The organism is Halomonas sp. AOP5-B2-8 (assembly GCF_052376475.1).
GTDB classification, from domain to species: Bacteria; Pseudomonadota; Gammaproteobacteria; order Pseudomonadales; family Halomonadaceae; genus Vreelandella; species Vreelandella casei.
Genome location: NZ_JBQSVS010000001.1, coordinates 830,616 through 853,828, shown reverse-complemented (window position 1 = coordinate 853,828; position 23,213 = coordinate 830,616). Strand labels below are relative to the sequence as shown.

General features: G+C 55.9%; 19 protein-coding genes. 8 read left to right on the top strand and 11 right to left on the bottom strand.

Going from position 1 to position 23,213, the window contains the following annotated elements:
* Positions 1–12: 12 nt before the first annotated feature.
* Together ACT3RP_RS03830 and ACT3RP_RS03825 are read right to left on the bottom strand one after the other, a co-directional pair.
* Positions 13–1,380, bottom strand: a complete 1,368-nt coding sequence (locus ACT3RP_RS03830) for a PepSY-associated TM helix domain-containing protein (RefSeq protein WP_483393277.1) — start codon at positions 1,378–1,380, stop codon at positions 13–15.
* 94 nt (positions 1,381–1,474) lie between these two features.
* The gene (locus ACT3RP_RS03825; protein ID WP_441686097.1) at positions 1,475–2,107 is read right to left on the bottom strand and encodes a class I SAM-dependent methyltransferase; all 633 of its coding nucleotides are present in this window, start codon (positions 2,105–2,107) and stop codon (positions 1,475–1,477) included.
* A 376-nt stretch (positions 2,108–2,483) separates the two neighbouring features.
* Between ACT3RP_RS03825 and ACT3RP_RS03820 the strand changes: the two genes are divergently transcribed.
* The 7 genes from ACT3RP_RS03820 (at position 2,484) to ACT3RP_RS03790 (ending at position 12,141) form a co-directional block, all read left to right on the top strand.
* Positions 2,484–4,067: a glucan biosynthesis protein G gene (locus ACT3RP_RS03820; RefSeq protein ID WP_441686099.1), complete on the top strand. Its 1,584-nt coding sequence runs from the start codon at positions 2,484–2,486 to the stop codon at positions 4,065–4,067.
* Positions 4,060–6,570 (top strand): glucans biosynthesis glucosyltransferase MdoH, encoded by a 2,511-nt coding sequence (gene mdoH / locus ACT3RP_RS03815; RefSeq protein WP_444672131.1) that lies wholly within the window; start codon positions 4,060–4,062, stop codon positions 6,568–6,570. The genes ACT3RP_RS03820 and mdoH overlap by 8 nt, the downstream gene beginning before the upstream one ends.
* 319 nt (positions 6,571–6,889) lie before the next feature.
* Entirely contained in the window at positions 6,890–8,305 is a 1,416-nt protein-coding gene (locus ACT3RP_RS03810; RefSeq protein ID WP_483393276.1) for an ethanolamine ammonia-lyase subunit EutB, read from the top strand.
* Positions 8,295–9,134 (top strand): ethanolamine ammonia-lyase subunit EutC, encoded by an 840-nt coding sequence (eutC, locus tag ACT3RP_RS03805; protein WP_096282095.1) that lies wholly within the window; start codon positions 8,295–8,297, stop codon positions 9,132–9,134. Before ACT3RP_RS03810 ends, eutC begins: the two co-directional genes overlap by 11 nt.
* 157 nt (positions 9,135–9,291) lie before the next feature.
* A complete protein-coding gene (gene eat / locus ACT3RP_RS03800) occupies positions 9,292–10,725 on the top strand; it encodes an ethanolamine permease (RefSeq protein ID WP_483393275.1) in 1,434 nt (477 codons plus the stop codon).
* A gap of 132 nt (positions 10,726–10,857) precedes the next feature.
* Entirely contained in the window at positions 10,858–11,352 is a 495-nt protein-coding gene (locus ACT3RP_RS03795; RefSeq protein ID WP_096282093.1) for a CIA30 family protein, read from the top strand.
* A gap of 75 nt (positions 11,353–11,427) precedes the next feature.
* Positions 11,428–12,141, top strand: a complete 714-nt coding sequence (locus tag ACT3RP_RS03790; protein WP_483393274.1) for an SIR2 family NAD-dependent protein deacylase — start codon at positions 11,428–11,430, stop codon at positions 12,139–12,141.
* Positions 12,142–12,182: 41 nt separating this feature from the next.
* Here the strand turns inward: ACT3RP_RS03790 and bioA are convergent, their stop codons facing one another.
* From bioA to bioB, 6 genes are read right to left on the bottom strand one after another with little or no spacing between them, the layout of a single operon-like run.
* On the bottom strand, positions 12,183–13,454 hold the full coding sequence (gene bioA, locus ACT3RP_RS03785) for an adenosylmethionine--8-amino-7-oxononanoate transaminase (RefSeq protein ID WP_483393273.1): 1,272 nt from the start codon (positions 13,452–13,454) through the stop codon (positions 12,183–12,185).
* Positions 13,451–14,140, bottom strand: coding sequence for a dethiobiotin synthase (gene bioD / locus ACT3RP_RS03780; protein WP_483393272.1), 690 nt, complete (start codon positions 14,138–14,140; stop codon positions 13,451–13,453). Before bioD ends, bioA begins: the two co-directional genes overlap by 4 nt.
* Positions 14,137–14,919 carry a methyltransferase domain-containing protein gene (locus tag ACT3RP_RS03775; RefSeq protein WP_483393271.1) on the bottom strand — a complete coding sequence of 261 codons (783 nt, stop codon included), beginning with the start codon at positions 14,917–14,919 and terminating at the stop codon, positions 14,137–14,139. Before ACT3RP_RS03775 ends, bioD begins: the two co-directional genes overlap by 4 nt.
* A complete protein-coding gene (locus ACT3RP_RS03770) occupies positions 14,916–15,662 on the bottom strand; it encodes an alpha/beta fold hydrolase (RefSeq protein ID WP_483393270.1) in 747 nt (248 codons plus the stop codon). The genes ACT3RP_RS03775 and ACT3RP_RS03770 overlap by 4 nt, the downstream gene beginning before the upstream one ends.
* Complete coding sequence (gene bioF, locus ACT3RP_RS03765) at positions 15,659–16,807, bottom strand: 8-amino-7-oxononanoate synthase (RefSeq protein WP_441686116.1); 1,149 nt, start codon at positions 16,805–16,807, stop codon at positions 15,659–15,661. Before bioF ends, ACT3RP_RS03770 begins: the two co-directional genes overlap by 4 nt.
* The gene (gene bioB, locus ACT3RP_RS03760; protein ID WP_483393269.1) at positions 16,794–17,870 is read right to left on the bottom strand and encodes a biotin synthase BioB; all 1,077 of its coding nucleotides are present in this window, start codon (positions 17,868–17,870) and stop codon (positions 16,794–16,796) included. The genes bioF and bioB overlap by 14 nt, the downstream gene beginning before the upstream one ends.
* A gap of 164 nt (positions 17,871–18,034) precedes the next feature.
* Here bioB and ACT3RP_RS03755 point away from each other — a divergent pair, with 164 nt between their 5' ends.
* Positions 18,035–18,829 carry a tRNA-uridine aminocarboxypropyltransferase gene (locus ACT3RP_RS03755; protein WP_483393268.1) on the top strand — a complete coding sequence of 265 codons (795 nt, stop codon included), beginning with the start codon at positions 18,035–18,037 and terminating at the stop codon, positions 18,827–18,829.
* Positions 18,830–18,847: 18 nt separating this feature from the next.
* Here ACT3RP_RS03755 and ACT3RP_RS03750 read toward each other — a convergent pair whose 3' ends face one another.
* Genes ACT3RP_RS03750 through trkA form a run of 3 tightly spaced genes read right to left on the bottom strand, consistent with a single transcriptional unit; the run spans position 18,848 to position 23,037 of the window.
* Complete coding sequence (locus ACT3RP_RS03750; RefSeq protein ID WP_444672122.1) at positions 18,848–20,116, bottom strand: TraB/GumN family protein; 1,269 nt, start codon at positions 20,114–20,116, stop codon at positions 18,848–18,850.
* Positions 20,117–20,162: 46 nt separating this feature from the next.
* The gene (locus tag ACT3RP_RS03745) at positions 20,163–21,611 is read right to left on the bottom strand and encodes a TrkH family potassium uptake protein (RefSeq protein WP_192535971.1); all 1,449 of its coding nucleotides are present in this window, start codon (positions 21,609–21,611) and stop codon (positions 20,163–20,165) included.
* Between the two features lie 52 nt (positions 21,612–21,663).
* Entirely contained in the window at positions 21,664–23,037 is a 1,374-nt protein-coding gene (gene trkA / locus ACT3RP_RS03740) for a Trk system potassium transporter TrkA (protein ID WP_096282082.1), read from the bottom strand.
* Positions 23,038–23,213 lie beyond the last annotated feature (176 nt).

Sequence of the window (23,213 nt, the reverse complement as noted above, 5' to 3'; positions counted from 1 at the left end):
GCGACCCAGCGCTCAGCGATTACGTGCATGCCGCTTAGTGGCTATGCACCAGCGCAGCGCATCAATCACGATAAAGACCGCCAGACTCACGCCAAGCACCGGTAGCGCTAAGCCTAGAGCGATAGCGATCACGCTCACACTGAGTTTGGCAGTGAGCGGTAGCATGAGCCAGGGTTCTGCAATGGTGGGAAAGCGCTGGCCGCTCGCTGCGCGCAGCCGTCGCCATGCCGTTACATAGCCCAGTGCGATCAGTGCGACCAGCCCCGCGGCGATTAGCGCTAGTACTAGCTGATTGGCGATACCAAACAGTACCCCCATATGCAGATCAACGCCCCAGCGAGTGAGCTTGGCGGCTAAGGGAAAGGTGGAAAAATCAGTTTGATCGGTCACGGCCATGCTGCGTGGATGTAGTGCGACTTGATCGACCTGGGTTGGCCAGCGTCGGTCTATTTCCGCTACCCGCCACGCTTGGCTTTCATTTGTCGGTGGAGAGAGCTGAATACGGTGGGCCTTTAAGCCGGCTGCCCGAGCGGCATTTAGCGCGCGGTCAAAATCCTCGGGCAGCAGCTGTACGCTGGTGGTAACGGGAGCCGAATGACCGTGATGCTCTGCGTGTTCATCGTGTGGCTGGCTATCGGTGTCGATTAGGGCCGTCGAGGCACTTGGCGTGCTCCAGCCCCAGGCATTGCGCAGCTCTCCAATGTTGCCGCCCGCCCATTGGGACCAGGTAAGCCCGGTTGCCGAAAAGAAGAGCAATCCTAGCGACAAGATCACCCCTAGCGTTGCATGGCGCCGCCGCGTTGACTGGCGTCCGGAAAGCATTTTTAGCGAGCGACGCTGCCAAGCCCATAGCAGAATCCCTCCGAGCGCGGCTAGCCAAAGCCACGAGGCGGCCAGCTCGCTGTAAAGACGGCCAACATCGCCCATTAATAGCTGGCGATGAAAGTGATCAATAGCGGTGCGTAACGGTAAGATACCGCTGGTGCCGTAAACCGTAGTGTCACCCGTGACGACCAGCGAAATAGGGTCAACAAAGATCGCACGGTGTTCCGAGGGGCCAAGATCAGGTGCGTTAAACATCAGCCGAGTAGTGTCGCCGAGCTGTGGTGCGGGGCGCACGGCGTTTGGCAATGTCGATTGGTCTAAGTAGCGTTGGGCCGTATCAATCTGGGCGGCCAGCGGCTGAGCCTCGCCCTGGCTGACGCCATATAGCGTGTCGTGATAAAGCCACTCTTCCAGTGGCGGGCTCAGCAGATAAGCAATTCCGGATAGCGCAGCGATGAGGATAAACGGCCCAACGAAGAGGGCAATATATAAGTGCAGGCGACTAAGCAGCGTGAACAGTAGTTTGCTAGTGCGAACAGATGGGCGTTTTGTCATTTTTATTCCGAGCTTAATCGACTAAGTAGCTGATCAGATTATACAGTATCGTTATCGATCACTAGTCAGCAGGCTGCGGTTAAAGGACGCATAATTAAGCAGTTGAGTGCATAGGCTTGGTGGCGAGCAGGGCGCGAAATACCCCGTTCATCAGCACGGGTTCGTCATGACGAATGGAAAAACCTGCCGTCGTGAGTAGCGGCTGCGCTTGGCGGGTGATATCAGTGGCAATGGCCGATGTCAGTTGATTCAGCAAGCGCCGGCCCGCTCCCGAAGGCTGGCTATCCGGTTGGAATTTGTCCATCACGCACAGCTGTCCACCTGTTTTTAACACGCGATGCGCTTCGCTAAGCCCTTGCTGCGGATTAGGCATCACCGCAATGATCAGGTGCATGATCACGACGTCAAAGTGTTCATCGGGATAGTTGAGCGACTCAGCATTCATAACGCGGCATTCAACGTCGCGGCGAAGTGCTTCAGCGCGTTGGGCTGTACGCTTAACCATAGCGGGTGCCAAGTCGGTGGCGTGCAGCTCAATATCATGCGGTAGAAAGGGCAGGTCCAATCCCGTACCCGCACCGACCATGAGTACTCGCATGCCTGGCTCCCAGTCCACTTGGCCGAGCGCAATGCGTCGCGGTTTACGAAATGCGCGGTTAGCGACGGTGTCATAAAAGGGGGCGTAGGCGGTATAGCGTAGGCGATTCCATGCGGTAGTATTGAACACGTGAGATACTCCAAGCGAGCCGTTTTGCGTACTCTCTGTTGTACACCACGTCAGGCTGCAGCGCTAAGCGTTTGCGAATAACCCCCACTGCATTATTTTGTCGTTACAGGTTTATGATGACTGTTTTGTCGAGACTGTTTTATCGAGACTGTCGCTACGGCCCGAAGCTTTAAGAACCACCTAGCCCATAACCAGTCTATAATGTTCTCTTACAAGGATATCGGGGTGGGTAGCTGATCAAGCTGCTGGCGACTGATGCCTTCGTTGTGCTTGAATACGGCGCATTCAACTGATCGAATGAGCATGATGGTATGCCAATTCGGCACATAAGCGAATTTGAACTTAGTCAAAGGATTGTCCAGGAGCAATACGCTAAATGAGAGGATTTACCCCACGAAACATCTTAAGCCGCAAAGGCTTTCGCTCTGTCGCCGTTCTAGGCGGGCTGCTGATTGGCAGCATTCCTCTTGAAGCTTTCGCCTTCGGTTTTGATGATGTTGCCAGACAAGCCGAGGAATTGGCTCAGCAGGGTTACAGCGCGCCAGAAACGGCCATGCCAAATGAGCTGCAAGAACTCAGCTATGCGGAGTATGCGCAAATCCAATATAAGCGGGATCGCGATGTTTGGAGCGGTACTGGTTCGCCGTTTACGCTTAGCTTTTTCCACGAGGGAATGCATTACAACAGTGCGATCCAGTTAAATAGTATTGATCAGCAGGGCGACGTTCATGGCTTTGCTTACAACGCTGACGATTTTACCTACGGTGATTTAAATATCCCTGACGGCGTTAAAAATAGCGACGACCTGGGTATCGCCGGCTTGAGAATTAACTATGCGATGAATGATGCTGATCGCAAAGATGAAGTCATGGTGTTTCTAGGCGCAAGCTATTTTCGTGCCGTAGGTAGAGGGCAGGTTTACGGTGTTTCAGGGCGCGGGCTTGCGGTTGATACGGGGCTGCCATCGGGTGAGGAGTTCCCACGCTTTAAAGAAATGTGGATTGTCGAACCTAGCCAAGAAAGCCAATATTTAACCATTTTTGCATTGCTCGATTCACCTAGTGTGACCGGTGCCTATCGCTTTGTGCTGCGCCCTGGTGACGACACCTTGGTCGATGTACAGTCGCGCCTTTATTTGCGCCGCTCGGTCGAAAAACTGGGGATAGCACCGTTAACGAGTATGTACCTTTACGGCCCAGAGCAGCCTTCATCGACGCTTAACTATGTGCCCGCCATCCATGATTCTAATGGTTTGCTCATCAACGATGAGCAGAATGGCCGAACCTGGCGCCCGCTGGTGAATCCGGCCAGGCTGATGATGAATCGACAAGAAACGCCTGAGTTAGGCGGTTATGGGTTGATGCAGCGCGGCCACAACTTTAGCGACTATCAGGATCTTGATGCGCGCTATGACCTGCGTCCAAGCGCCTGGGTCGAGCCGCTTAATGACTGGGGTGCCGGTAGCGTTGAGCTGATTCAAATTCCCACTAGTAATGAAACCAACGACAACATCGTATCGATGTGGTTGCCTAATGAAATGTATGAGCCGGGTACGCCGCTGGCCTTTGATTACCGTATGACGACCACCGTCGATGAAGAGCGTCATCTGGATCCGCAGCTTGCCTGGGTTGATGAAACCAGACGCTCGCGTGGCGAGGTGGTTAGGGATAACCTCGTTCGTGAGGCCGACGGTACGCTCGCGTTCGTTATCGACTTTGTTGGGCCCGCGCTTGATGGTATTGGCAGCAATGCCAACATCAGCGTTCAGGCAAGCGTGGGGGATAATGGCAACTTAGCGTCTAGCCGCGCTGTACCTAATCCGGTTAGCGGTGGCTGGCGCGTGTTTATCAACGTGAAGCGCGAGAATACCAGCCAGCCGCTAGATATAAGGGCGCAGCTAATGCGCGATGGCAAGCCGATCTCTGAAACTTGGTACTATAGGCTGCCTGCGAATGGCTGATATGAGTGCTTCCAGGACGCCTGCGCCGACTAATCGTTACCTTGAGCGCTTGGCGCTCGAGACTCAGGATCGCGATGAGCGGCGCAAGCTATTAGTCGGTGATCTTGATCAACACGACATGGCGTCGTTGCATGCTACGTTAGGCGGGCACAGCGAGGAATATAGCGACGACAGTGATCCGGCCGCGTCATCCGTTGGCCGGCGCTTGGCGCTGGCCTATGCAGAGCCGCCGCTAGCGCCACCTGAGGTGCTTTCAACCGACGCGTCAGGCATTACTCGATTGCGCACGTCGCTTCCCATCAAGCGAACGCCGCTGGCACCGGAGCAGTGGTCGACCAATCCTATTGTGAATACCGGTCGGCGCCTTAAGAACTGGGCTAACCGCGGTTGGAGCCGCCGGCGCAAAAGAGAATATCATTCGCCTGCGGCCTGGCGATGGGTGGCCACCAGGCGTCGCTGGATTTTGCTGGTGCTGATTTTCGGCCAAAGCATCATCGCGGCCAATCAGATGCGTACCGTGCTTCCCTCTCAAGGGCAGCAGTGGCTTGAAATAACTATCCTGTCACTGTTTGTGCTGCTGTTTGCCTGGGTATCCGCAGGGTTTTGGACGGCGCTGATGGGGTTCTTCCAGCTATTACGCGGCAATGATCGCTACGCCATTGATAGCGAAGTCGGTGACGACCCGATTCACGCCGAAGCGCGCACAGCGCTGCTGGTGCCGATTTGTAATGAGGATGTTGCCCGAGTGTTTGCCGGCGTGCGCGCCACGTTGGAATCGCTACGCAGCACGGGCAATGATCAGCATTTTGACATCTTTATTCTGAGCGATACCTTTGATGCCGACATTGCTATTCAGGAAAGCTACGCTTGGCTTGCGATGTGCCGCGATCTGGAGGCTTTCGGGCAGGTTTTTTACCGCCGCCGACAGCGCCGTGTAAAACGTAAAAGCGGCAATCTTGACGATTTTTGTCGCCGCTGGGGCGCGCTTTACCGCTATATGCTGGTGCTGGATGCTGACAGCGTGATGAGCGGCAAATGCCTGACTCGCTTGGTGCAAATGATGGAGGTGCATTCCAAAGCGGGCATTATTCAAACCGCGCCACGGGCCTCCGGGCGGCTCAATTTGTATGCGCGCATGCAGCAGTTTGCAACACGGGTTTACGGGCCGCTGTTTACCGCGGGGCTGCACTTTTGGCAGCTTGGTGAGTCGCATTATTGGGGCCACAACGCGATCATTCGCTTGGCCCCTTTTATGCGTCATTGCATGCTCGCACCGTTGCCTGGCAAGGGGTCGATGTCGGGCGAGATTTTATCCCACGATTTCGTTGAAGCGGCATTGATGCGCAGCGCCGGCTGGGGGGTGTGGATTGCTTACCGGTTGGAAGGCAGCTATGAAGAAATGCCGCCTAACTTACTCGATGAACTCAACCGCGACAGGCGCTGGTGCCACGGCAACTTGATGAACTTTCGGCTGTTTTTCTCGAAAGGCATTCATCCCGTACACCGTGCCGTGTTCCTGACGGGCTTAATGTCTTATCTCTCAGCGCCGCTATGGTGTTTGTTCTTAGTGCTGTCTACCGCGCTACTAGCCGTGCATACCTTTGGCACGCCTAACTACTTCCCAGAGCCGGGAATGCTGTTTCCCGTGTGGCCGCAGTGGAATCCAACCTTAGCCGTGGGGCTGTTCGGTGTGACCGCGCTACTGTTGTTCTTGCCTAAGTTTCTTAGCGTGCTGCTGGTGTGGATCAACGGTAGCCGCCAATTTGGTGGGCCGCTCAAAGTGTTGGCCAGCATGGTGCTCGAGTCGCTTTTTTCAATGCTACTAGCGCCGGTAAGAATGCTGTTTCACACCCGCTTCGTACTGGCATCCGTGATGGGCTGGGAGGTTCAGTGGCGCTCACCCTCACGTGAAAATAGCGACACCACCTGGGGCGATGGGATACGCAACCATTGGAGCCAAACGCTGATAGGCGCCGTGTGGGCCGCAGGCGTTTACGTGCTTGAACCGACGTTTCTTTGGTGGCTATCGCCTATAGTGGTTTCCCTGATGGTGTCTATCCCGGTATCGGTACTGTCGAGCCGAGTCTCGCTAGGGCGCTTAAGCTTTCAAAAGCGGCTGTTCAGGATTCCTGAAGAGACGCAGCCGCCGCGGGTGCTGCGGCGTATGGTGAAATTGCTTTCCCAGATGAACGCAGGAATGGCCGCACCGTCCTTTGCCCAGGTGGTGGTGGACCCCGTCCCTAATGCGCTGGCCACTGCGTTAGGCGCTTCACGGCATTCAGATGCTGAGCCCGTGCGCAGGCGTCGAGACGAGCGGGTTTCACGCGCAGTCAGGATGGGCCCGGCGGCAATGAGTCAGTTGGAGCGTTTAGACTTTCTAGATGATCCGGTGATGATGTCGCAGTTGCACTACCACGTGTGGAACGATAGCAACGCGCATCAAAGCTGGTTTGGCTATGGCCTGCCAGGGCGCGACTCCAAACACCTGCCTACGTTTAAATAAGCGTTTTATAACGACTAATCAAGCTGGCTGAAAGGCTGGTTTGATTCTCTTCTCTTCTCTTCTCTTCTCTTCTCTGCTATTGCCATTCAATGCCGCGCTCACCGTTTGCCAAAACTTGCTACCCATATTGATTGATAGCGCTATGATTGATGGAGCTATAGTTTATGGAGCTATAGTTTATGGAGCTATAGTTTATGGAGCTATAGTTGAAACGCGCCACTTTTCAAATCTCAATGATCTGTCAGTATGATTAAAGTGGCCGCTGCAAGGCCGCATTGAGAAAAAGTAAGAGCGAAAGAAAAAGAAAAAGGAAAGCACTATGGCCCAGACTTATCACACCACGGTGGGCAGTCGCAGCTACCGCTTCGCAAGCCTAGCTGAGCTAATGGCAAAAGCCACGCCGCCTCGTTCGGGTGACCGCTTGGCCGGAGTGATGGCAGAAAGCGCTGAAGAGCGCGTGGTCGCCCAAATGATGCTGGCTGAGCTTCCGCTCACCACCTTTTTAAATGACGCGTTAATTCCTTACGAAGACGATGAGATCACCCGGCTGATTATGGATGATCATGACGCCGACGCTTTTGCCCCCATTCGACATCTCACGGTGGGTGACTTTCGTAACTGGCTGCTTTCGGATCATGCGTCTAGCGAGGCGCTTACCGCCATACGCGCAGGCGTTACGCCTGAAATGGCCGCCGCGGTGAGTAAGCTAATGCGCAACCAGGATCTCATCTTGGTGGCTAAAAAGTGCCGGGTCATTACCGCCTTTCGCAATACTATTGGCCTACCTGGGCGGCTCTCCACGCGCTTACAGCCTAATCATCCTACCGACGACGTAACCGGCATTGCCGCCAGTATTCTCGACGGCCTGCTCTACGGTAGCGGCGATGCAGTGATTGGCATCAACCCCGCCACTGATAACGTCGCCCAAAGCGTTAAGCTGATGCGCTTGATGGACGATGTGATCCAGAAATATCAAATTCCCACCCAATCGTGCGTGCTCACGCATGTGACCAACACGCTGGAAGCGATAGAGCAGGGCGCCCCTGTGGATTTGGTCTTTCAATCCATCGGTGGAACGGAGGCGACTAACCGCAGCTTCGGCTTTGACTTGAGCACGCTGGCGGAAGCCGAAGCTGCGGCGCAGTCGCTTAATCGCGGCACGGTGGGGCGCAACGTGATGTACTTTGAAACCGGCCAAGGCAGCTCGCTTTCCGCCGATGCTCATCACGGGCTCGACCAGCAAACCTGCGAGGCGCGTGCCTATGCCGTGGCGCGTAAGTTCAACCCTCTGCTGGTGAATACCGTGGTGGGCTTTATCGGCCCCGAGTATTTGTTTGACGGTAAGGAGATCACCCGCGCCGGGCTTGAAGACCACTTCTGCGGCAAGCTGTTGGGCGTGCCCATGGGGTGCGATGTTTGCTACACCAACCACGCTGAAGCCGATCAAAATGATATGGATAATCTGCTGACGCTACTTGGCGTGGCGGGCTGCAACTTCATCATGGGCATCCCCGGTTCTGACGACATCATGCTCAACTATCAAACCACCTCTTTTCACGATGCGCTTTATGCGCGCCGAGTGCTGGGGCTGAAAGCGGCGCCAGAATTTGAGCGATGGCTTGAAGAAATGCAGATTTTCCAGGATGTGAGTACCTATCGGCTTAATGACCAGCTGCCCGCTGCCTTTGCGAATAGTCTGCGTCATCTACCTAAGGAGCCTCGCCATGGCATATAACGGATCATCGCCTATCGTGGTGGAGAACCCCTGGGAGCGCCTCAGTGCCTTTACCGATGCACGCATTGGCTTAGGGAGAGCGGGCATCAGCCTGCCGACCAGCAAGCTGCTGGCATTCCAGCTGGCCCATGCTCAGGCGCAAGATGCGGTCCACTGCCCGCTAGACGTCGAAAAACTGGCCGATGAGCTTGCTCAGGCTCTTGAGTTGTCTCAACTACCCCTGCGCCTGCATAGCCATGCTCAAGACCGTGCGACGTATCTTCAGCGGCCCGATTACGGCAGACGGCTTAACGACGAAACCCGCGAGCAATTGCAGCAAGCCGCCACATCTCAGCAGCGCTTTGACCTGTCGGTGGTGATTGCCGATGGGTTGTCGGCACTGGCTGTGCAGCAGAACAGTGCAGCGTTTCTCAGCGCACTTTATCAACTGTTCAAAAACGATAGAGTCGATTGGCAGCTAGCGCCGCTCACGATTGTTGAGCAGGGGCGGGTCGCGATTGGCGACGAGATAGGCGCACTGCTGAATGCCGATGCCGTGCTGGTTATGATCGGTGAACGGCCCGGGTTGAGCTCGCCAGATAGCCTGGGGCTGTATATGACCTGGGCGCCGCAGCCAGGGCTTAAGGACGATAGCCGCAACTGTATTTCTAACGTGCGCCCGGCAGGCTTGCAGGTCGAAGAAGCCGCCAGGCGCTTTTTTTTACTGTTAAAGGAGGCCCGCCAGCGCAAGTTGTCAGGCGTTACGTTGAAAGACCGCAGCGAAGACGATGTGCTCGAAGGCGATGCCTCTGCAAGCGGCTCCACGCGTAACTTTTTGGTTGCCGATTAAAGCGGTTAATCCATGCAAGTTGCACTCTGAAAAGAGCCTTCTAGATCGATCAAATCAACATCTTCTAACAACAATATGGAACGTCGTAATCAGTACTTGAAACGAGGAACGGCACGCCGCTGACAACTCTTTCGTTCCACATGAAAAGGCCGCAACGATGACACAACCCTCGATTGATCAGGCGTATCTGGCAAAGCGCCAGCTGCGTAAAGGTACTGCTGGGTGGATGCTGCTAGCAGGACTGGGCGTTTCCTACGTGATTTCCGGAGATTTTGCCGGTTGGAACTTTGGTATCGCCGAAGCGGGATGGGGCGGCTTTGCGATTGCCGCCTGCTTAATGGCGCTAATGTACCTAGCTTTGGTGCTATCGCTGGCGGAGATGTCGGCGGCGATACCTGCCGCGGGCGGTGGCTACAGCTTTGCTCGCCAAGCGATGGGGCCGGCAGGCGGGTACTTAACCGGGCTTGCGGTATTGATCGAGTACGCCTTAGCGCCCGCCGCGATTGTGATTTTTATTGGCGCAGCGGTTGAGTCATTGCTAGGCATCAATGGGCCATTGGTTTACCTGATTTTCTACGCGGTGTTTATCGGCATTCATCTGGCTGGCGTGGGTGAAGCGCTTAAAGTCATGATGGTCATTAGCGGCCTGGCGGTATTTGCCATCTTAGCGACCGCTGTGGCGCTGATTGGCAGTTTTGACGCGGCCAATCTATTTGATATAGCCCCCACCGATGCAGCGGGCGCGAGCACGTTTATGCCGTTTGGTTGGTACGGCGTTTGGGCGGCGCTACCGTTTGGGATGTGGCTGTTTCTGGCGGTCGAAGGCGTACCGCTGGCCGCTGAAGAAGCTAAAGACCCCGCACGCGATATGCCTAAAGGTATTATCGCTGCGATGCTGTTTTTGCTGTTCACCGCGCTGCTGGTGGTTGTGCTGTTAGCCGGTGCTGCCGGGGCTGAGATGATCGGCCAAAGCGGCGTGCCGCTGGTTGATGCGCTTAATGCGACCGGCAACCCGATGCTGGCGACCACGGTTAACGTGCTGGGCTTGGCTGGGCTAATTGCCTCGTTCTTTTCGATTATTTATGGCTATAGCCGGTTGGTGTTTGCGCTTTCACGCGGGGGCTATTTGCCTAAGCGCCTATCGCTGACCAGCGGGCGTAAAGTGCCTTATCTGGCGCTGATTGTACCCGGTGTGTTTGGCTTTCTGGCATCGCTAAGCGGGGAAGGCGACCTGATGCTAGCAATGGCCGTGGTAGGGGCCACTATTTCCTATGCGCTGATGGCGCTAAGCCATATTTTACTGCGTTTAAAACAGCCTGATTTGCCACGACCCTATAAAACGCCGGGGGGCATTGTGACCTCATCGATCGCGCTGGTGCTGGCCTTAATAGCCTTAACCGGCGTATACGCGTTTGATCCACGCGCGTTTAACTACACCATCGTGCTGTTTATCGCGGGGGCAGCCTACTTCTTTCTCTACAGCAAACATCATCTGGTGGCGAAAACCGCCGAAGAAGAGTTTGCGCTAGTGTCCGCCTCACCTGAGGATCTGGATAAGAGCGAACCCATATCAACTGCCGCTAAGCTGTAAGCGAGCCAGCGATTAGGCTACTGTGGTAAGCCCCTGACGGTATGATGTCGGGGGCTTTTTCTTAGTTATTTTGCCTATCTATTTTTTTCTATCTATTTTTTTTCTATCTATGAGCCATGGCGAGGTGGCCTTATGACGCTGACCTTTAATAATCCTGACGAGCAGCAGCGCTGGTATGCAGTGGATGATGGTGTCATGGGCGGTGTTTCCCAAAGCAGGTTTAGCGTCACCGACGGTGAAGGTCGTTTTCAGGGTGAGGTGTCGCTCGAAAACGGCGGCGGCTTTGCCTCTGTGCGCCGTGAGCCTAGTGATTTTGAATCCACGCTAGCGGGAGCCGAGGGCATCGCTGTTACCGTTCTAGGCGATGGCCGCACCTATCAATTACGCCTGAAAAGCACCGCGCTCGGCGATGCCTCGGCGTATCGGGTGAAATTTACGCCCTCCATCGACACCTGGAAGACGCTGAGCTTCACGTGGGGCGACTTTGAAGCAGTGCGGCGTGGCACGCTACTCCGCGATGCGCCTGCGATAACGCCTAGTGATATTCACATGCTGGGTTTCTTGATTGCTGATCGCACCGCTGGGCCATTCTGCCTACAGGTCCAACGTATTGAGTCCATCGACTAACGCTGATGACCTGTTCTACTCAGGCTAGCTAGCGACTCTATGGGCATGCACTGGAATATAAGTAATGAGGGAATCATGACAGCAAGGCCGCATTTAGTGGTGTTTACCGGATCGGGAATCAGCGCCGAGAGTGGCATCAAAACGTTTCGTGCCAGCGACGGCCTTTGGGAGGACTATCCGATTGAAGACGTCGCCACACCACGGGCGTGGCAGCGTAACCCACAGCAGGTGTTGGATTTTTATAATCAGCGCCGCGAGCAGATCCGCAGAGCTAAGCCCAATGCGGCGCATAAAGCCCTGGCGGCCCTTGAGCATGGTGGGTTTGACGTCAGCATCATTACCCAGAATATCGACGATCTTCACGAGCGGGCAGGTTCGCGTCATGTGCTGCACTTACATGGTGAGATTTTAAAGGCGCGCTCATCGATTGATGACCGCATGCGTTATCCGCTGCCTCAAGGTGGCATCGAACTGGGCCAGGTTTGCGACAAGGGCAGCCAGCTACGCCCTGATGTGGTTTGGTTTGGCGAGTCGGTGCCGCTATTTGCCGAGGCCTGTGAGCTTGTCAGTAAGGCTGATTTTCTATTGGTGGTGGGTACCTCGCTGGCGGTGATGCCAGCCGCTTCGCTGCTCTCGTACATTGATTACGAGACGCCCTGCGCGCTGGTCGACCCAGAGGCCGATATACTCAGCCCGCCGGGCGTCTTGGCGATCAATGCCACCGCGGGCGAGGGTGTTCCCGCGCTGGTCAATCGCTGGAAGCAGCAAGGTAATTTACGACTGTCTTGAAAATTTGAGACGCAAGTGAATCGGTACAGCCTTTGGCTTTATTAAACCCTTAAAAACCACGCTTTCATGACGTCGGTAATCTGGGTGATTTCCGCTTCAGAGGTGATGTAGGCGGGCATGGTATACAGCCAGCGACCAATAGGGCGCAGCCAAACGCCGCTTGCGCGGGCAAAGTCTCCTACGCCTTTTAGCGTCTCTGCAGAGTGCGCCTCGATCACGGCGGTGGCGCCGAGTACTCGAACGTCGGCAACGGCTGGATGTGCGTTTAGCGCTTGGTCTTCCAGTAGTTCATGTTGCAGCTGCTGGCTGAGTCTCGCGATTTTGCCCAGGTAATTCTCTTCCTCAAATACACGCAGACTCTCCAGCGCCACGCGACAGGCGAGCGGGTTGCCCATAAACGTGGGGCCGTGCATAAAAGCATGCTGAGGGCTGTCACCGATAAAGGCGTCGTGGACGCGATCCGTCGCCAGAGTGGCGGCGTGACCCAGATAGCCGCCGGTTAAGCCTTTGGAGAGCACCATAATGTCCGGCGTGACGTTCGCATGGTCAGCGGCAAACAGCTTGCCGGTGCGGCCAAAGCCAGTGGCTACCTCATCGAAAATCAGTAGCACGCCAAACTCATCGCACAGTGCCCTGGCGCCAGCAACATAGCCCGGTGACGTCATGTTGAGCCCGCCAGCAGCCTGTAGTAACGGTTCCATCAATAGCGCTGCGATCTCGTGATGATATTGCTCAAGCACACCTCGCAGAGCATGAAGATCGTGTTCAACCTGCTCTGCGGTGGCATCAAAAGGAGCCGTAGGTGCCGGGGCAAAATGATGCTGTGGCAGCAGGCCTGAAAACAGGCTGTGCATGCCTTCTTCTGGGTCGCACACCGCCATGCAGCCGGTGGTGTCACCGTGGTACGCCTTCATCAGCGAAAGCATCTTTACCTTGCCGGGATTACCGATGAGCACCTGATATTGGAAGGCCATTTTCATTGCCACTTCCATGCCCACCGAGCCGCTGTCCGAATAGAAAACATGATTCAGCCCGGCGGGCGTAATACGCACCAGCTCACGCGCTAACTGGTCGGCGGGCTCATGGGTTAAGCCGCCAAGCATGACATGGCACAGCTCGCCGGCCTGCTCACGAATAGCCCCCACCAAGCGCGGGTGGCCGTAGCCGTGGATCATGCACCACCAGGAACAGGTGGCATCCAGCAGGCGTTCACCGCTTTCAAGCACAAAGTGAGCGCCTTCACCGCCAACCACCTTGGGTGCGGGTGCTTGTGTTTTTAGATGTGAATAAGGATGCCAAACCGGCGTTGTCATAACGGCTCCAGGGAGAGATAGGGGGCGGCAGTAGCGGCGTCAGGGGCATCAAGATGAGGGATAATGCCTAAACAGGGGGCCGCCAGCTTCATTTTTAAATGGGCAATATTGGCCTCAAAGCGAGTTGAGTCAGCGGCAAAGGCGGGGTCGACCACGCTGCCTGCCCAGCCTGCGAGCTGCAGGCCATTGGCACGAATGGCTTCTGCTGTTAAGCGGGCATGATTCAAGCAGCCTAGCTTTAGGCCGACGACCAGAATCACCGGCAGCTTGAGAGCGATCGCCAGGTCGGCGAAATCTTCCTGATCGTTTAACGGGACCCGCCAACCGCCAGCACCTTCAACTAAGGTGAAGTTTCTCGGTGTTTGGATAAACGTTTTGCGCAGTAAATGAGTGATGGCGCTGGCTTTCAGCGGTTGGCCTGTTTCTATCGCAGCGAGATGAGGCGCTATAGCGGGCGCAAAAGCAATGGTGTTCACCGTGGCGTAGTCGACAGATGGCACGCTCTGTCGCTGTAATGCCAAGGCATCGTCGTTACGCAGGCCGTCGCTTGTCTGCTCACTGCCGGAGGCTACAGGCTTAAGGCCCAACGTGCTCAACTGCTGTTGGTGGGCGGCATATAGCAACGCGCTGGTCACCAGTGTTTTACCCGCATCGGTATCGGTACCCGTCACGAACCAGGCGTTCATAGCGATTTTTCCAACTGCAGTGTTAAACAGCAATAGCTCACCGGCAGACCCTCCCGCTCTCGCAACTGTTCAAAGCGCGTTTGTGCAGTGGCGATGTCAGCTCGCGTAAGGTGGGTGTGCGATCGAGCAAGCTGTGCTCCCACCCCTTTAATGGACGCCATAACGGCATTTAGATCGGGATAGTAGAAACGCTCAATCGATGCGCTCTGCTGAGTAATGGTTAAGCGGCTTTTACCGATGGCCTGCACGACACTTGCTTGGTTAGGCGTTTTTAACAGTGCTTCGGGTCTCTGCCAGGCTTGGGCAACTTCTTTCAACGTTCCTGGCAGTAGTGTCGTGATATGCGCTTGCCCACCAGGCTGTAACACGCGGTAGAGTTCATTCATGACGGCGCCAATATCGGGACACCACTGCACCGCTAGATTGGAAAACACCAGATCAAATGAACGCTCATCAAATGGCTGGGCGGCAGCGTCGCCTGGTTGCCAGTCAATGCTTTCACCGTGGCGCTGGCGGGCCTGTTCCAGCATGCCGGGCGCTAAATCTAATCCAGTGATATGCGCGCGGGAGTAACGGGTTGCCAATCGCTGGGTCCAGTAGCCGGTGCCGCACCCCATGTCCAACACGTTAAAAGCATGGGTAGGTAACGAACCCCAAAGTATCTCGCCTATTTGGCGCTGCGCAGTGGCTAGCGCATCGTAGCGAGGAGCGGCGCGGGAGAAGGCATGGGCGACTCGCGCCTGCCAGTTAGCTTCGCTGTTCAGCGTTAGATCCATCATAAAACCGCCATGTTGGCATGAGCCATCTGGGTCGCATGGCGGATAATCGACGCCGCGAGAGCCTGCGGCTGGGAGAGCATCGGGCAATGTCCGACACCGCTTAGCGTTTCGCTTTTACGGTGCTGAGCGCGGCTAATGAAGGGATCATATTCGCCGGTGAGACGCACAGCCGGGCAGGGGGATGCCGCTAAGCGTGAGCGATTATCAATCGACGCCAGCCACTGCAGGCCGGTAGCAAGGGTGGTGTTGTCGGCGGGTGGCGTATCGCCCAGCAAGCCACGTAGTTGCCGATATGCCTGCCGAGGGTTGGGTTCTCCTTGTACCTGCCAGCGCAAAAAGTGTTGCCACGTCGCGATAGGTTCGCGCTGAAAGGCACGTTTGAACGCATTTAGCTCGCTAGTAGCGACACCGCCGCTAGTACTGTCTTCGCCACGGGCACAGAAAGTATCGCCCGCACCGAGCAGAACTAGACCACGTGGAGGGGGAAGGTGTTCAAGTAGCGCCGTTGCCAGTAGCCCGCCTAATGACCAGCCGACCCATACCGCATTGCTGGATAATGCCGATGCCATAGCGTCGGCTAACGGTGTCAGCGTTGCATGATTTTTTATCTCAGGGGTATCGCCATAGCCAGGCCACTCAATAGCCTTAATCTCAAAAGAGTCTGGCCAGTAAGCTTGTAGCGGTCGCCATATACGGCTATCAACTCCCCAGCCTGAAAGCAGTATTAAGCGCAGGCGTTTCATAGCGATTCCTGCTGCTGGCAGTCGTGAAGTGCCGCCAGCAGTCGATCAATATCCTCGTGCTGATGGCGTGCGCTAAGAGTAATACGTAGCCGGGCTTCGCCCTTAGGCACCGTGGGTGGTCGAATCGCACCTACATGTATACCTTGTTCTCGTAACTGAGCGGCCCAACGCAGCGTGCGCGACTCGTCTGCTAATATTAGTGGCTGAATAGGGGTGGACGAATCGCTGAGCGATAGTCCCAAGTGCAACGCCTCATGGCGAAAGTAAGCGATGTTAGCGTTCAGATGGGCTCGGTGTTCTGGTTCCTTCTGAACGATCTCCAGCGCTTTGAGGGTTGCGTTGGCAATGGCCGGGGGCTGAGCGGTGGTGTAGATGTAGCTGCGTGAAAACTGAGTCAGATGATCGATTAACGCGGCATCCCCGGCCACAAATGCTCCTGCAGTGCCCAATGCTTTGCCTAGCGTGCCGACCAAAATCGGCACATCGTCACTACGCCAGGCGCTGCCCACGCAGCCGCCGCCTGCGTCGCCGAGTATTCCTACGCCGTGGGCATCGTCGATCATCAGCCAGGCGTTATGGCGTTGGCTTACTGTTACTAGCGCCCCAATATCGGCGATATGGCCGTCCATGCTGAAGACTCCATCGCTGATGACGAGCTTATGCACGCTATCGCTGCGCTTCAGCAGATTTTCCAGGTCGTTCATATTGCGATGATGATAGCGCCTGGAGCGCGCGCCGCTTAAGGTGGCTCCATCCAGTAATGACGCGTGGTTGAGGCGGTCTTGAAAGATAGCCGTGTGGCTATCCGCCAGTGCTTGCAGCACGCCAATATTCGCCATATAGCCAGTGGAAAAAAGCAGCGCCCGCTGCCGCCCCGTCCAGCTTGCCAAGGCTTCTTCCAGCGCATCGTGAACATCCAAGTGACCGCTGACCAAATGGGAGGCGCCGGCCCCTGCCCCGAAACGCCGTGCGCCTTCGGCCTGGGCCTCGCTGACACGTGGATCGTGGGCAAGACCCAAGTAGTCGTTACCTGCAAAGTCGAGCGTGTCACGCGCCAGTGCTTGGCGCGTTCGCCAACGGTGCTGCCGCAGACGATCCGTGCGTGCATCGTCTAGCCGTTGTTGCCAGGCATCAAGCACTGACATCCACCGCTAACTCTGCCACGCGTTCGGCGTGCACCTGCTGCTGCGCTTGCTGAGCGAGACGGGCGGCGTGGGTAGCGTCGCTTTCACAGGTGTCGCGTGTTTCAGGGTGAAGGCCAAGCTTAGTAAACAATGCACGATCGCGATTCGCTTGAGGATTGCTGGTCGTCAGCAGCTTGTCGCCGTAGAAGATCGAGTTGGCCCCGGCCAAAAATGCCAGCGCCTGGGTCGACTCGTTCATCTGCTCACGGCCGGCGGATAGCCGCACGTGGCTTTGCGGCATCATAATGCGGGCGACCGCAATGGCGCGGATAAACACAATGGGATCTAAATCTTCGACGCTTTCCAGCGGCGTGCCGGGCACTTTGACCAGCATGTTGATCGGTACGGACTCCGGGTGCGGCGACAGCTTGGCCAGCTGTTGCAGCAGGGCGCTGCGGTCGTTGGCCTCTTCGCCCATGCCAAGAATACCGCCGGAGCAAACCTTCATACCCGCGTCGCGGACGTTAGACAGCGTTTCCAGGCGGTCGCTGTAGGTACGTGTGGTGATGATTTCAGCGTAGTAATCCGGCGAGGTATCCAGATTGTGGTTGTAGTAATCAAGGCCCGCCGTGGCAAGCCGGCTAGCTTGCTCGCCGTCCACCATTCCCAGCGTCATGCAGGTTTCCAGACCGACCGCCTTTACCTGACGCACCATCTCTTCGACTAACAATAGATCCTTATCGCGCGGGCTTCGCCACGCTGCTCCCATGCAAAAACGGCTCGCACCGGCTTCTTTAGCCGCTTTGGCTTGTTCGACGACTTTCTCGATTTCCAGCAGTTTCTCTTTTTCAAGCTGGGTATTGTAGTGACCGGACTGGGGGCAGTATTTGCAGTCTTCCGGGCAGGCGCCGGTTTTAATCGATAGCAGCGTCGAAATCTGCACCGCGTTAGCATCAAAGTGGGCACGATGAACCTGCTGGGCTTGAAACAGTAGGTCGTTAAACGGTAGCGCGAAAAGCGCGTTGATTTCATCCAGCGTCCAGTCGTGACGCTGACTAAGGCGTTTTTCGCGGGCTAATGGCATGATGTAAACCTTTTGGGTTTTAATAGTTGACGAGACTTTAGCGGCGTTGCGCTTTATGTGTCAACGTTGGAAAGTTTTTAGGTTTACGGTGGCGATGGAAATATTCGTCAAGATAGCGCGCGCTCCTTTATACTCTGCGCCCTTTTCCACACTTGAGAGCGCGGATGTCTGCTTTTGATCGCCCCGTTGATACTGATTCTTCGGGGCCTGGTTTTTCTGGACATGGCGACGGCTCCGTTGCCGAATATCCGCGTCCACCTCGGCGTGAATTCAAAGCGCGCGGCAGTTTTGTGACGCGCTGTGAGGCTTGCCAGCTTCCCGTCATGAACTGTTTGTGCCCGTACCAGGTGAAGGCTGAGAGCCACGCGCAGGTATGGCTATTGACCCACCCACTCGAACATTTTAAGCCGACCAACACCGGGCGTTTGATACGCGATGTGCTGACGACGACGCAGGTGTTTACCTGGTATAGGGTGGCGCCGGATGCACGTTTGCTGGCACTGCTGGAAGATCCGCGCTATGCGCCTTTTTTGATTTTTCCAGACGATCAGGCAGATTACGCCGATAGAGTAGTGGGGCTGGATGCGGTTGAAGAAGCTAAAAGCCAGGCGCGCATTCCGGTGTTTATTATTTTAGACGGCACTTGGCGTCAGGCGCGGCGCATGTTTCGCAGAAGCGTCTATTTGGATAAATTGCCGATTCTGCCGCTACATACCGAGCGTGAAACCCGCTATCGATTAAGAAAGCCCGCGTCTAAAGCGCATCTGTGTACGGCAGAAGTGGCCATCGAGCTGCTGCGCCAGGGCGGTGATATCGCCGCTGCGGATAGGTTAGATGATTATTTTGATGTGTTTAACGATAGCTATGCGGCGAGCCGACTGCATCACAAAATAGACCCGCCGACCGCCGCCATGCAGCGCCTTTCCGCACAGCGAGACGTAGCGCTCACCGGGGAGTGAGCGCTACGAAGAGCGCTTTTACGCACTGCCAAATAATGCACCGGCAATTCTAAAGCCTGCCACCCAGGTGCCGATTGCCGAGCCGAGAGTGGCGAGAATAAAGACCAGCAAGGTGCGCGATACACGGTTCTTCCACCAGCCTTTTAGCTGCGTGACATCGTGGCGCAACGTTGAGAAGTCGCGCACTTTGGGTTTACGCATGTAAAGCTCAACACCTGCAGCTACGAAGCCTGCGCCAATCGTCGGATTCAGCGATGTCAGCGGGGCGGCGAAGAAGGTGGCGATCACGGTCACCGGGTGTGCTAAAGCGATGATGGTCGCACCGCCCGCAAGAATCCCGTTAATCAAGAACCACTCAAGAACCAGCTGCCAGCCAAGGCCGGTGTTGCGCGAGAAGCCGATGGCAAAGCCCGTTAACACTAGCGCCGTAATCAGCCACGGCAGAATTTTCCAGAGTTTCGTTGGCGCCGGAGTCGCTTCAAGTGATTCGCGCTCAACCTTAGGGTCAGCGGGCAGCGGTGCTTCAAGATGCTCAACGGTACCTTTCAGGTGGCCTGCGCCGATGACCACCAGCACGTGCTGGTAGCGCCCCGGGGGGGCATCTTCTGCCAAGCGTAGCGCCATATAGCGGTCACGCTCGCGAATAAGCGGCGCATAAAGCGCTTCAGATTCGGCGGCAAATTCATTGAACGTTGCCTCAAGCATATCGCCTTCTTTGAGCTTTTCGATATCCTCTTTTGAAACATCCTGACGTGATAGCACGCTGCCGATAAGGCCTGAAAATAGCGAGAAGCGCTGCCACCACGGCACGTTGCGATAAATGCGTTTTAGCGTCAGGCCCACATCGCGGTCCACCAGCAGAAGCGGTAGCTGCAGCCGGCTAGCTTCTTCCACCGCCGCGCGCATTTCTGCCCCAGGCTGAATGCCGGACTGATCGGCAATGCGCTGCTGAAAAGCGCCCAGTGCAAGGCTTGCGGCCACCATGCCCGCTTTGCCTTCTTTAAATACTTGGAACAGATCCTGCTCGCCCATGGCATCTGGGTTGGACATGCTGTGATGGCGAGCATCACAGAGCTCAATAGCCACAGCATCGAATGCGCCGCTGTCCAGCAGCTTGCGCACGTCGTCCGCGCTTTCTGCTGATACGTGGGCAGTGCCCAGCAGCGTATAGCGGGTATCGCCGATGGCGATCGTTTTTAGCGGCCCGCTGGTGGTTGGGAGTGAGGTCGGCGTGTCCGGCATATCGTTACCAGACGCTTCTTCAGGGAACGTGTCTTCGTGATTCATTAACGGCTCTCAAGTCGATCAAATAAGTAGGCCTGATGTGTGATCTTTAACGTCGCCAGAAGGCGGGAGTAAAAAGCACCAGTACCGTAAAAATTTCCAGGCGTCCTAGCAGCATGGCCATCACCAAGATCCATTTCGCGAGGCTAGGCAAGTCGCCATAGTTAGTGCTGGCTTCACCCAGTGCGGGGCCAAGATTGTTGAGCGCTGACCCAACCGTCGACCAAGCCGTCACTTGATCTACGCCGGTCGCCATTACTCCTACCAGCATTAAAAAGAACAGCAAGACGTAAACAGAAAAGAAACCCCACACGGCTTGGGCAATGCTGTCGGGAACGCTGACTTTGCCGACTTTCACCGCAATCACCGCGTTGGGATGAATCAGTCGCATGATTTCACGCATGCCCTGCTTAAGGATCAAAATAATCCGAATGACTTTCATGCCGCCCGCCGTTGAGCCGGAACAGCCGCCCACAAAGGCTGCGACAAAGAGTAAAAACGGCAGCGCGCCTGGCCACATCGAGAAGTCGGCGACGCTATAACCGGCGGTCGTGGCGACAGACACCACCTGGAAAATCCCGTGCCGTAAACCGCGCTCCGTTTCGTAGGTATTGGTCAGCCAGAGCGACAGCACCGTGATCACCGCCAGGGCGAGCAGGAAGAGCATTAAAAAGCGTGCTTCCGGGTCATGAAAGTAGTGCAGCAGGCTTTTTTCACGCCAAGCGATAAAATGCAGGCTAAAGCTAAAGGCTGAAATCAGCATAAAGACGACACAGATCATTTCAATCGTTGCGCTATCAAAATAGCCGATACTGGCGTCATGAGTTGAAAAACCACCGTTGGCAACGGTGGAAAAGCTGTGGCTCAACGCATCAAACCAGCTCATGCCCGCCAGCATATACGCAATCATGCAGGCGATCGTCAGCGTGGCGTAGATGTACCACAGGGCTTTCGCCGTTTCGGTGATGCGGGGGGTGAGCTTGGAGTCTTTGAGCGGCCCCGGGATCTCGGTACGATAAAGCGCCATGCCGCCAATGCCAAGGGTGGGCAAAATAGCCACTGCCAATACCACAATCCCCATGCCGCCTAGCCACTGTAGCTGCTGACGATAATAAAGAATCGATTCGGGGAAAAAGTCGATGCCGGTAATTACCGTTGCCCCGGTGGTGGTTAAGCCGGAGAACGACTCAAACACCGCGTCGGTAATGCTTAACGAGCCTTCTCCAAATAGCATCAGTGGCAGCGAGCCAAACAGCGCCAGCACCGTCCAAAACATCACGGCGATAATAAAACCATCACGGATCCGCAGCTCTTTTTGAGAGCGCCGGTTGGGTAAATACAGCAATAGCCCGGTTGCGACTGAAATCGCAATGCCGATGATAAAGGCACTCCACACGCCGTCACGAAACCACAGTGACATCAGCGTGGGAGGCAGCATGGTAAGGCTGAAGAGCATCAGCAGCAGCCCCAAAATGCGCAAAATAACCCGCAGACTCATGGTTGTCGCATGCTCCTGTTATTCGTTCTGGGTGGCAGTGATGCTGGGGGTATCAAAAGAATGTTAAACCAACTTGGAACAGGCGCTCTACATCGCGGATACGCCGTTTATCGATCACGAACAGAATCACGTGGTCGCCGCTCTCTACCATGACATCGCCGTGGGCAATAATGACCTCTTTGCCACGTACAATTGCGCCGATGGTGGTGCCGTCGGGTAGGTCGATGTCACGAATGGCACGTCCGACTACTTTGGAAGACTGCTTGTCGCCATGGGCGATGGCTTCAATCGCCTCGGCCGCTCCGCGACGTAGCGAGTGCACGTTAACGATGTCGCCGCGCCGTACGTGGGTGAGCAGGCTGCCGATGGTGGCCTGCTGAGGGGAGATTGCAATATCGATTTCGCCGCCTTGGACCAAATCTACGTACGCCGCGTTGTTAATCAGCGTGAGCACTTTTTTCGCCCCTAGGCGCTTGGCGAGCAGCGATGACATGATATTGACCTCGTCATCGTTGGTCAGCGCGCAGAAGATATCGCACTCTTCAATGTTCTCTTCTTCCAGCAGTCTCTTGCTGGTGGCGCTGCCATGCAGTACGACGGTACGGTCCAGTCGTTCCGAGAGCGTGGTGCAGCGTTCCAGGTTGTGCTCGATGATCTTGACCTGGTGGCTGTGCTCTAAGTGCTCTGCCAGCCGCTCGCCGATATTGCCGCCACCGGCGATGACGACGCGGCGAAAATCGCGCTCGACACGGCGCAGCTCGCTCATTACCGCACGAATGTCGCGACGGGCGGCCAGGAAAAACACTTCGTCGTCGGCTTCAATCACGGTATCGCCGCGCGGAATGATCGGCCGGTTACGTCGGTAAATAGCGGCTACGCGGGTGTCTACATTGGGCATGTGGTGGCGCAGAAAGGCGAGATCCTGACCCACCAACGGGCCGCCGTAAAAGGCCTTAACCGCCACCAGCTGAACCAACCCACCGGCAAACTCCAGTACCTGCAGCGCCCCTGGATGCTCAATCAAACGGCGTACGTGGTCGGTGACCACTTGCTCTGGGCTGATCAGTACATCAATGGGAATGGCTTCGTGGGCAAAAAGCCCTTTGCGGGTTAAGTACGCTGTGGCCCGCACTCGGGCAATTTTGGTGGGCGTACGAAACAGCGTGTGCGCTACCTGGCAAGCGATCATGTTGATCTCGTCGCTGTTCGTCACGGCGATCAACATATCGGCGTCTTCACAGCCCGCCTGGCGCAGCACTATAGGATAAGAACCCGGCCCCGTGATGGTGCGGATGTCGAGTTTGGTATGTAACTCGCGCAGTTTTTTGGCATCAGTGTCGACGACAGTGATGTCGTTTTCTTCGCGAGCGAGGTGTTCTGCTAAGGTGCCGCCGACCTGGCCGGCGCCAAGAATGATGATTTTCATTGCTGAGCATCGGTTCCGTTAAAAGCACCAGCGCGATGTCGAAAGACCGAGAGGCGGCCTTTTGACTCCTTCCTTCAAAACCCTGGCGTTTATGAACGAGTGCTTTGGGCCAGGGCGTCTATCATGCGCTGCAATAAAGACGGCGGCCAGTGTAAACTAGCCGCCGCTGAAAAGCA

Coding starts and splice junctions, on each gene's coding strand:
- ACT3RP_RS03830 (WP_483393277.1), bottom strand. CDS start 1,380: ATGACAAAACGCCCATCTGTTCGCACTAGCAAACTACTGTTCACGCTG.
- ACT3RP_RS03820 (WP_441686099.1), top strand. CDS start 2,484: ATGAGAGGATTTACCCCACGAAACATCTTAAGCCGCAAAGGCTTTCGC.
- mdoH (WP_444672131.1), top strand. CDS start 4,060: ATGGCTGATATGAGTGCTTCCAGGACGCCTGCGCCGACTAATCGTTAC.
- ACT3RP_RS03810 (WP_483393276.1), top strand. CDS start 6,890: ATGGCCCAGACTTATCACACCACGGTGGGCAGTCGCAGCTACCGCTTC.
- eutC (WP_096282095.1), top strand. CDS start 8,295: ATGGCATATAACGGATCATCGCCTATCGTGGTGGAGAACCCCTGGGAG.
- eat (WP_483393275.1), top strand. CDS start 9,292: ATGACACAACCCTCGATTGATCAGGCGTATCTGGCAAAGCGCCAGCTG.
- ACT3RP_RS03795 (WP_096282093.1), top strand. CDS start 10,858: ATGACGCTGACCTTTAATAATCCTGACGAGCAGCAGCGCTGGTATGCA.
- ACT3RP_RS03790 (WP_483393274.1), top strand. CDS start 11,428: ATGACAGCAAGGCCGCATTTAGTGGTGTTTACCGGATCGGGAATCAGC.
- bioA (WP_483393273.1), bottom strand. CDS start 13,454: ATGACAACGCCGGTTTGGCATCCTTATTCACATCTAAAAACACAAGCA.
- bioD (WP_483393272.1), bottom strand. CDS start 14,140: ATGAACGCCTGGTTCGTGACGGGTACCGATACCGATGCGGGTAAAACA.
- ACT3RP_RS03775 (WP_483393271.1), bottom strand. CDS start 14,919: ATGATGGATCTAACGCTGAACAGCGAAGCTAACTGGCAGGCGCGAGTC.
- ACT3RP_RS03770 (WP_483393270.1), bottom strand. CDS start 15,662: ATGAAACGCCTGCGCTTAATACTGCTTTCAGGCTGGGGAGTTGATAGC.
- bioF (WP_441686116.1), bottom strand. CDS start 16,807: ATGTCAGTGCTTGATGCCTGGCAACAACGGCTAGACGATGCACGCACG.
- bioB (WP_483393269.1), bottom strand. CDS start 17,870: ATGCCATTAGCCCGCGAAAAACGCCTTAGTCAGCGTCACGACTGGACG.
- ACT3RP_RS03755 (WP_483393268.1), top strand. CDS start 18,035: ATGTCTGCTTTTGATCGCCCCGTTGATACTGATTCTTCGGGGCCTGGT.
- ACT3RP_RS03750 (WP_444672122.1), bottom strand. CDS start 20,116: ATGAATCACGAAGACACGTTCCCTGAAGAAGCGTCTGGTAACGATATG.
- ACT3RP_RS03745 (WP_192535971.1), bottom strand. CDS start 21,611: ATGAGTCTGCGGGTTATTTTGCGCATTTTGGGGCTGCTGCTGATGCTC.
- trkA (WP_096282082.1), bottom strand. CDS start 23,037: ATGAAAATCATCATTCTTGGCGCCGGCCAGGTCGGCGGCACCTTAGCA.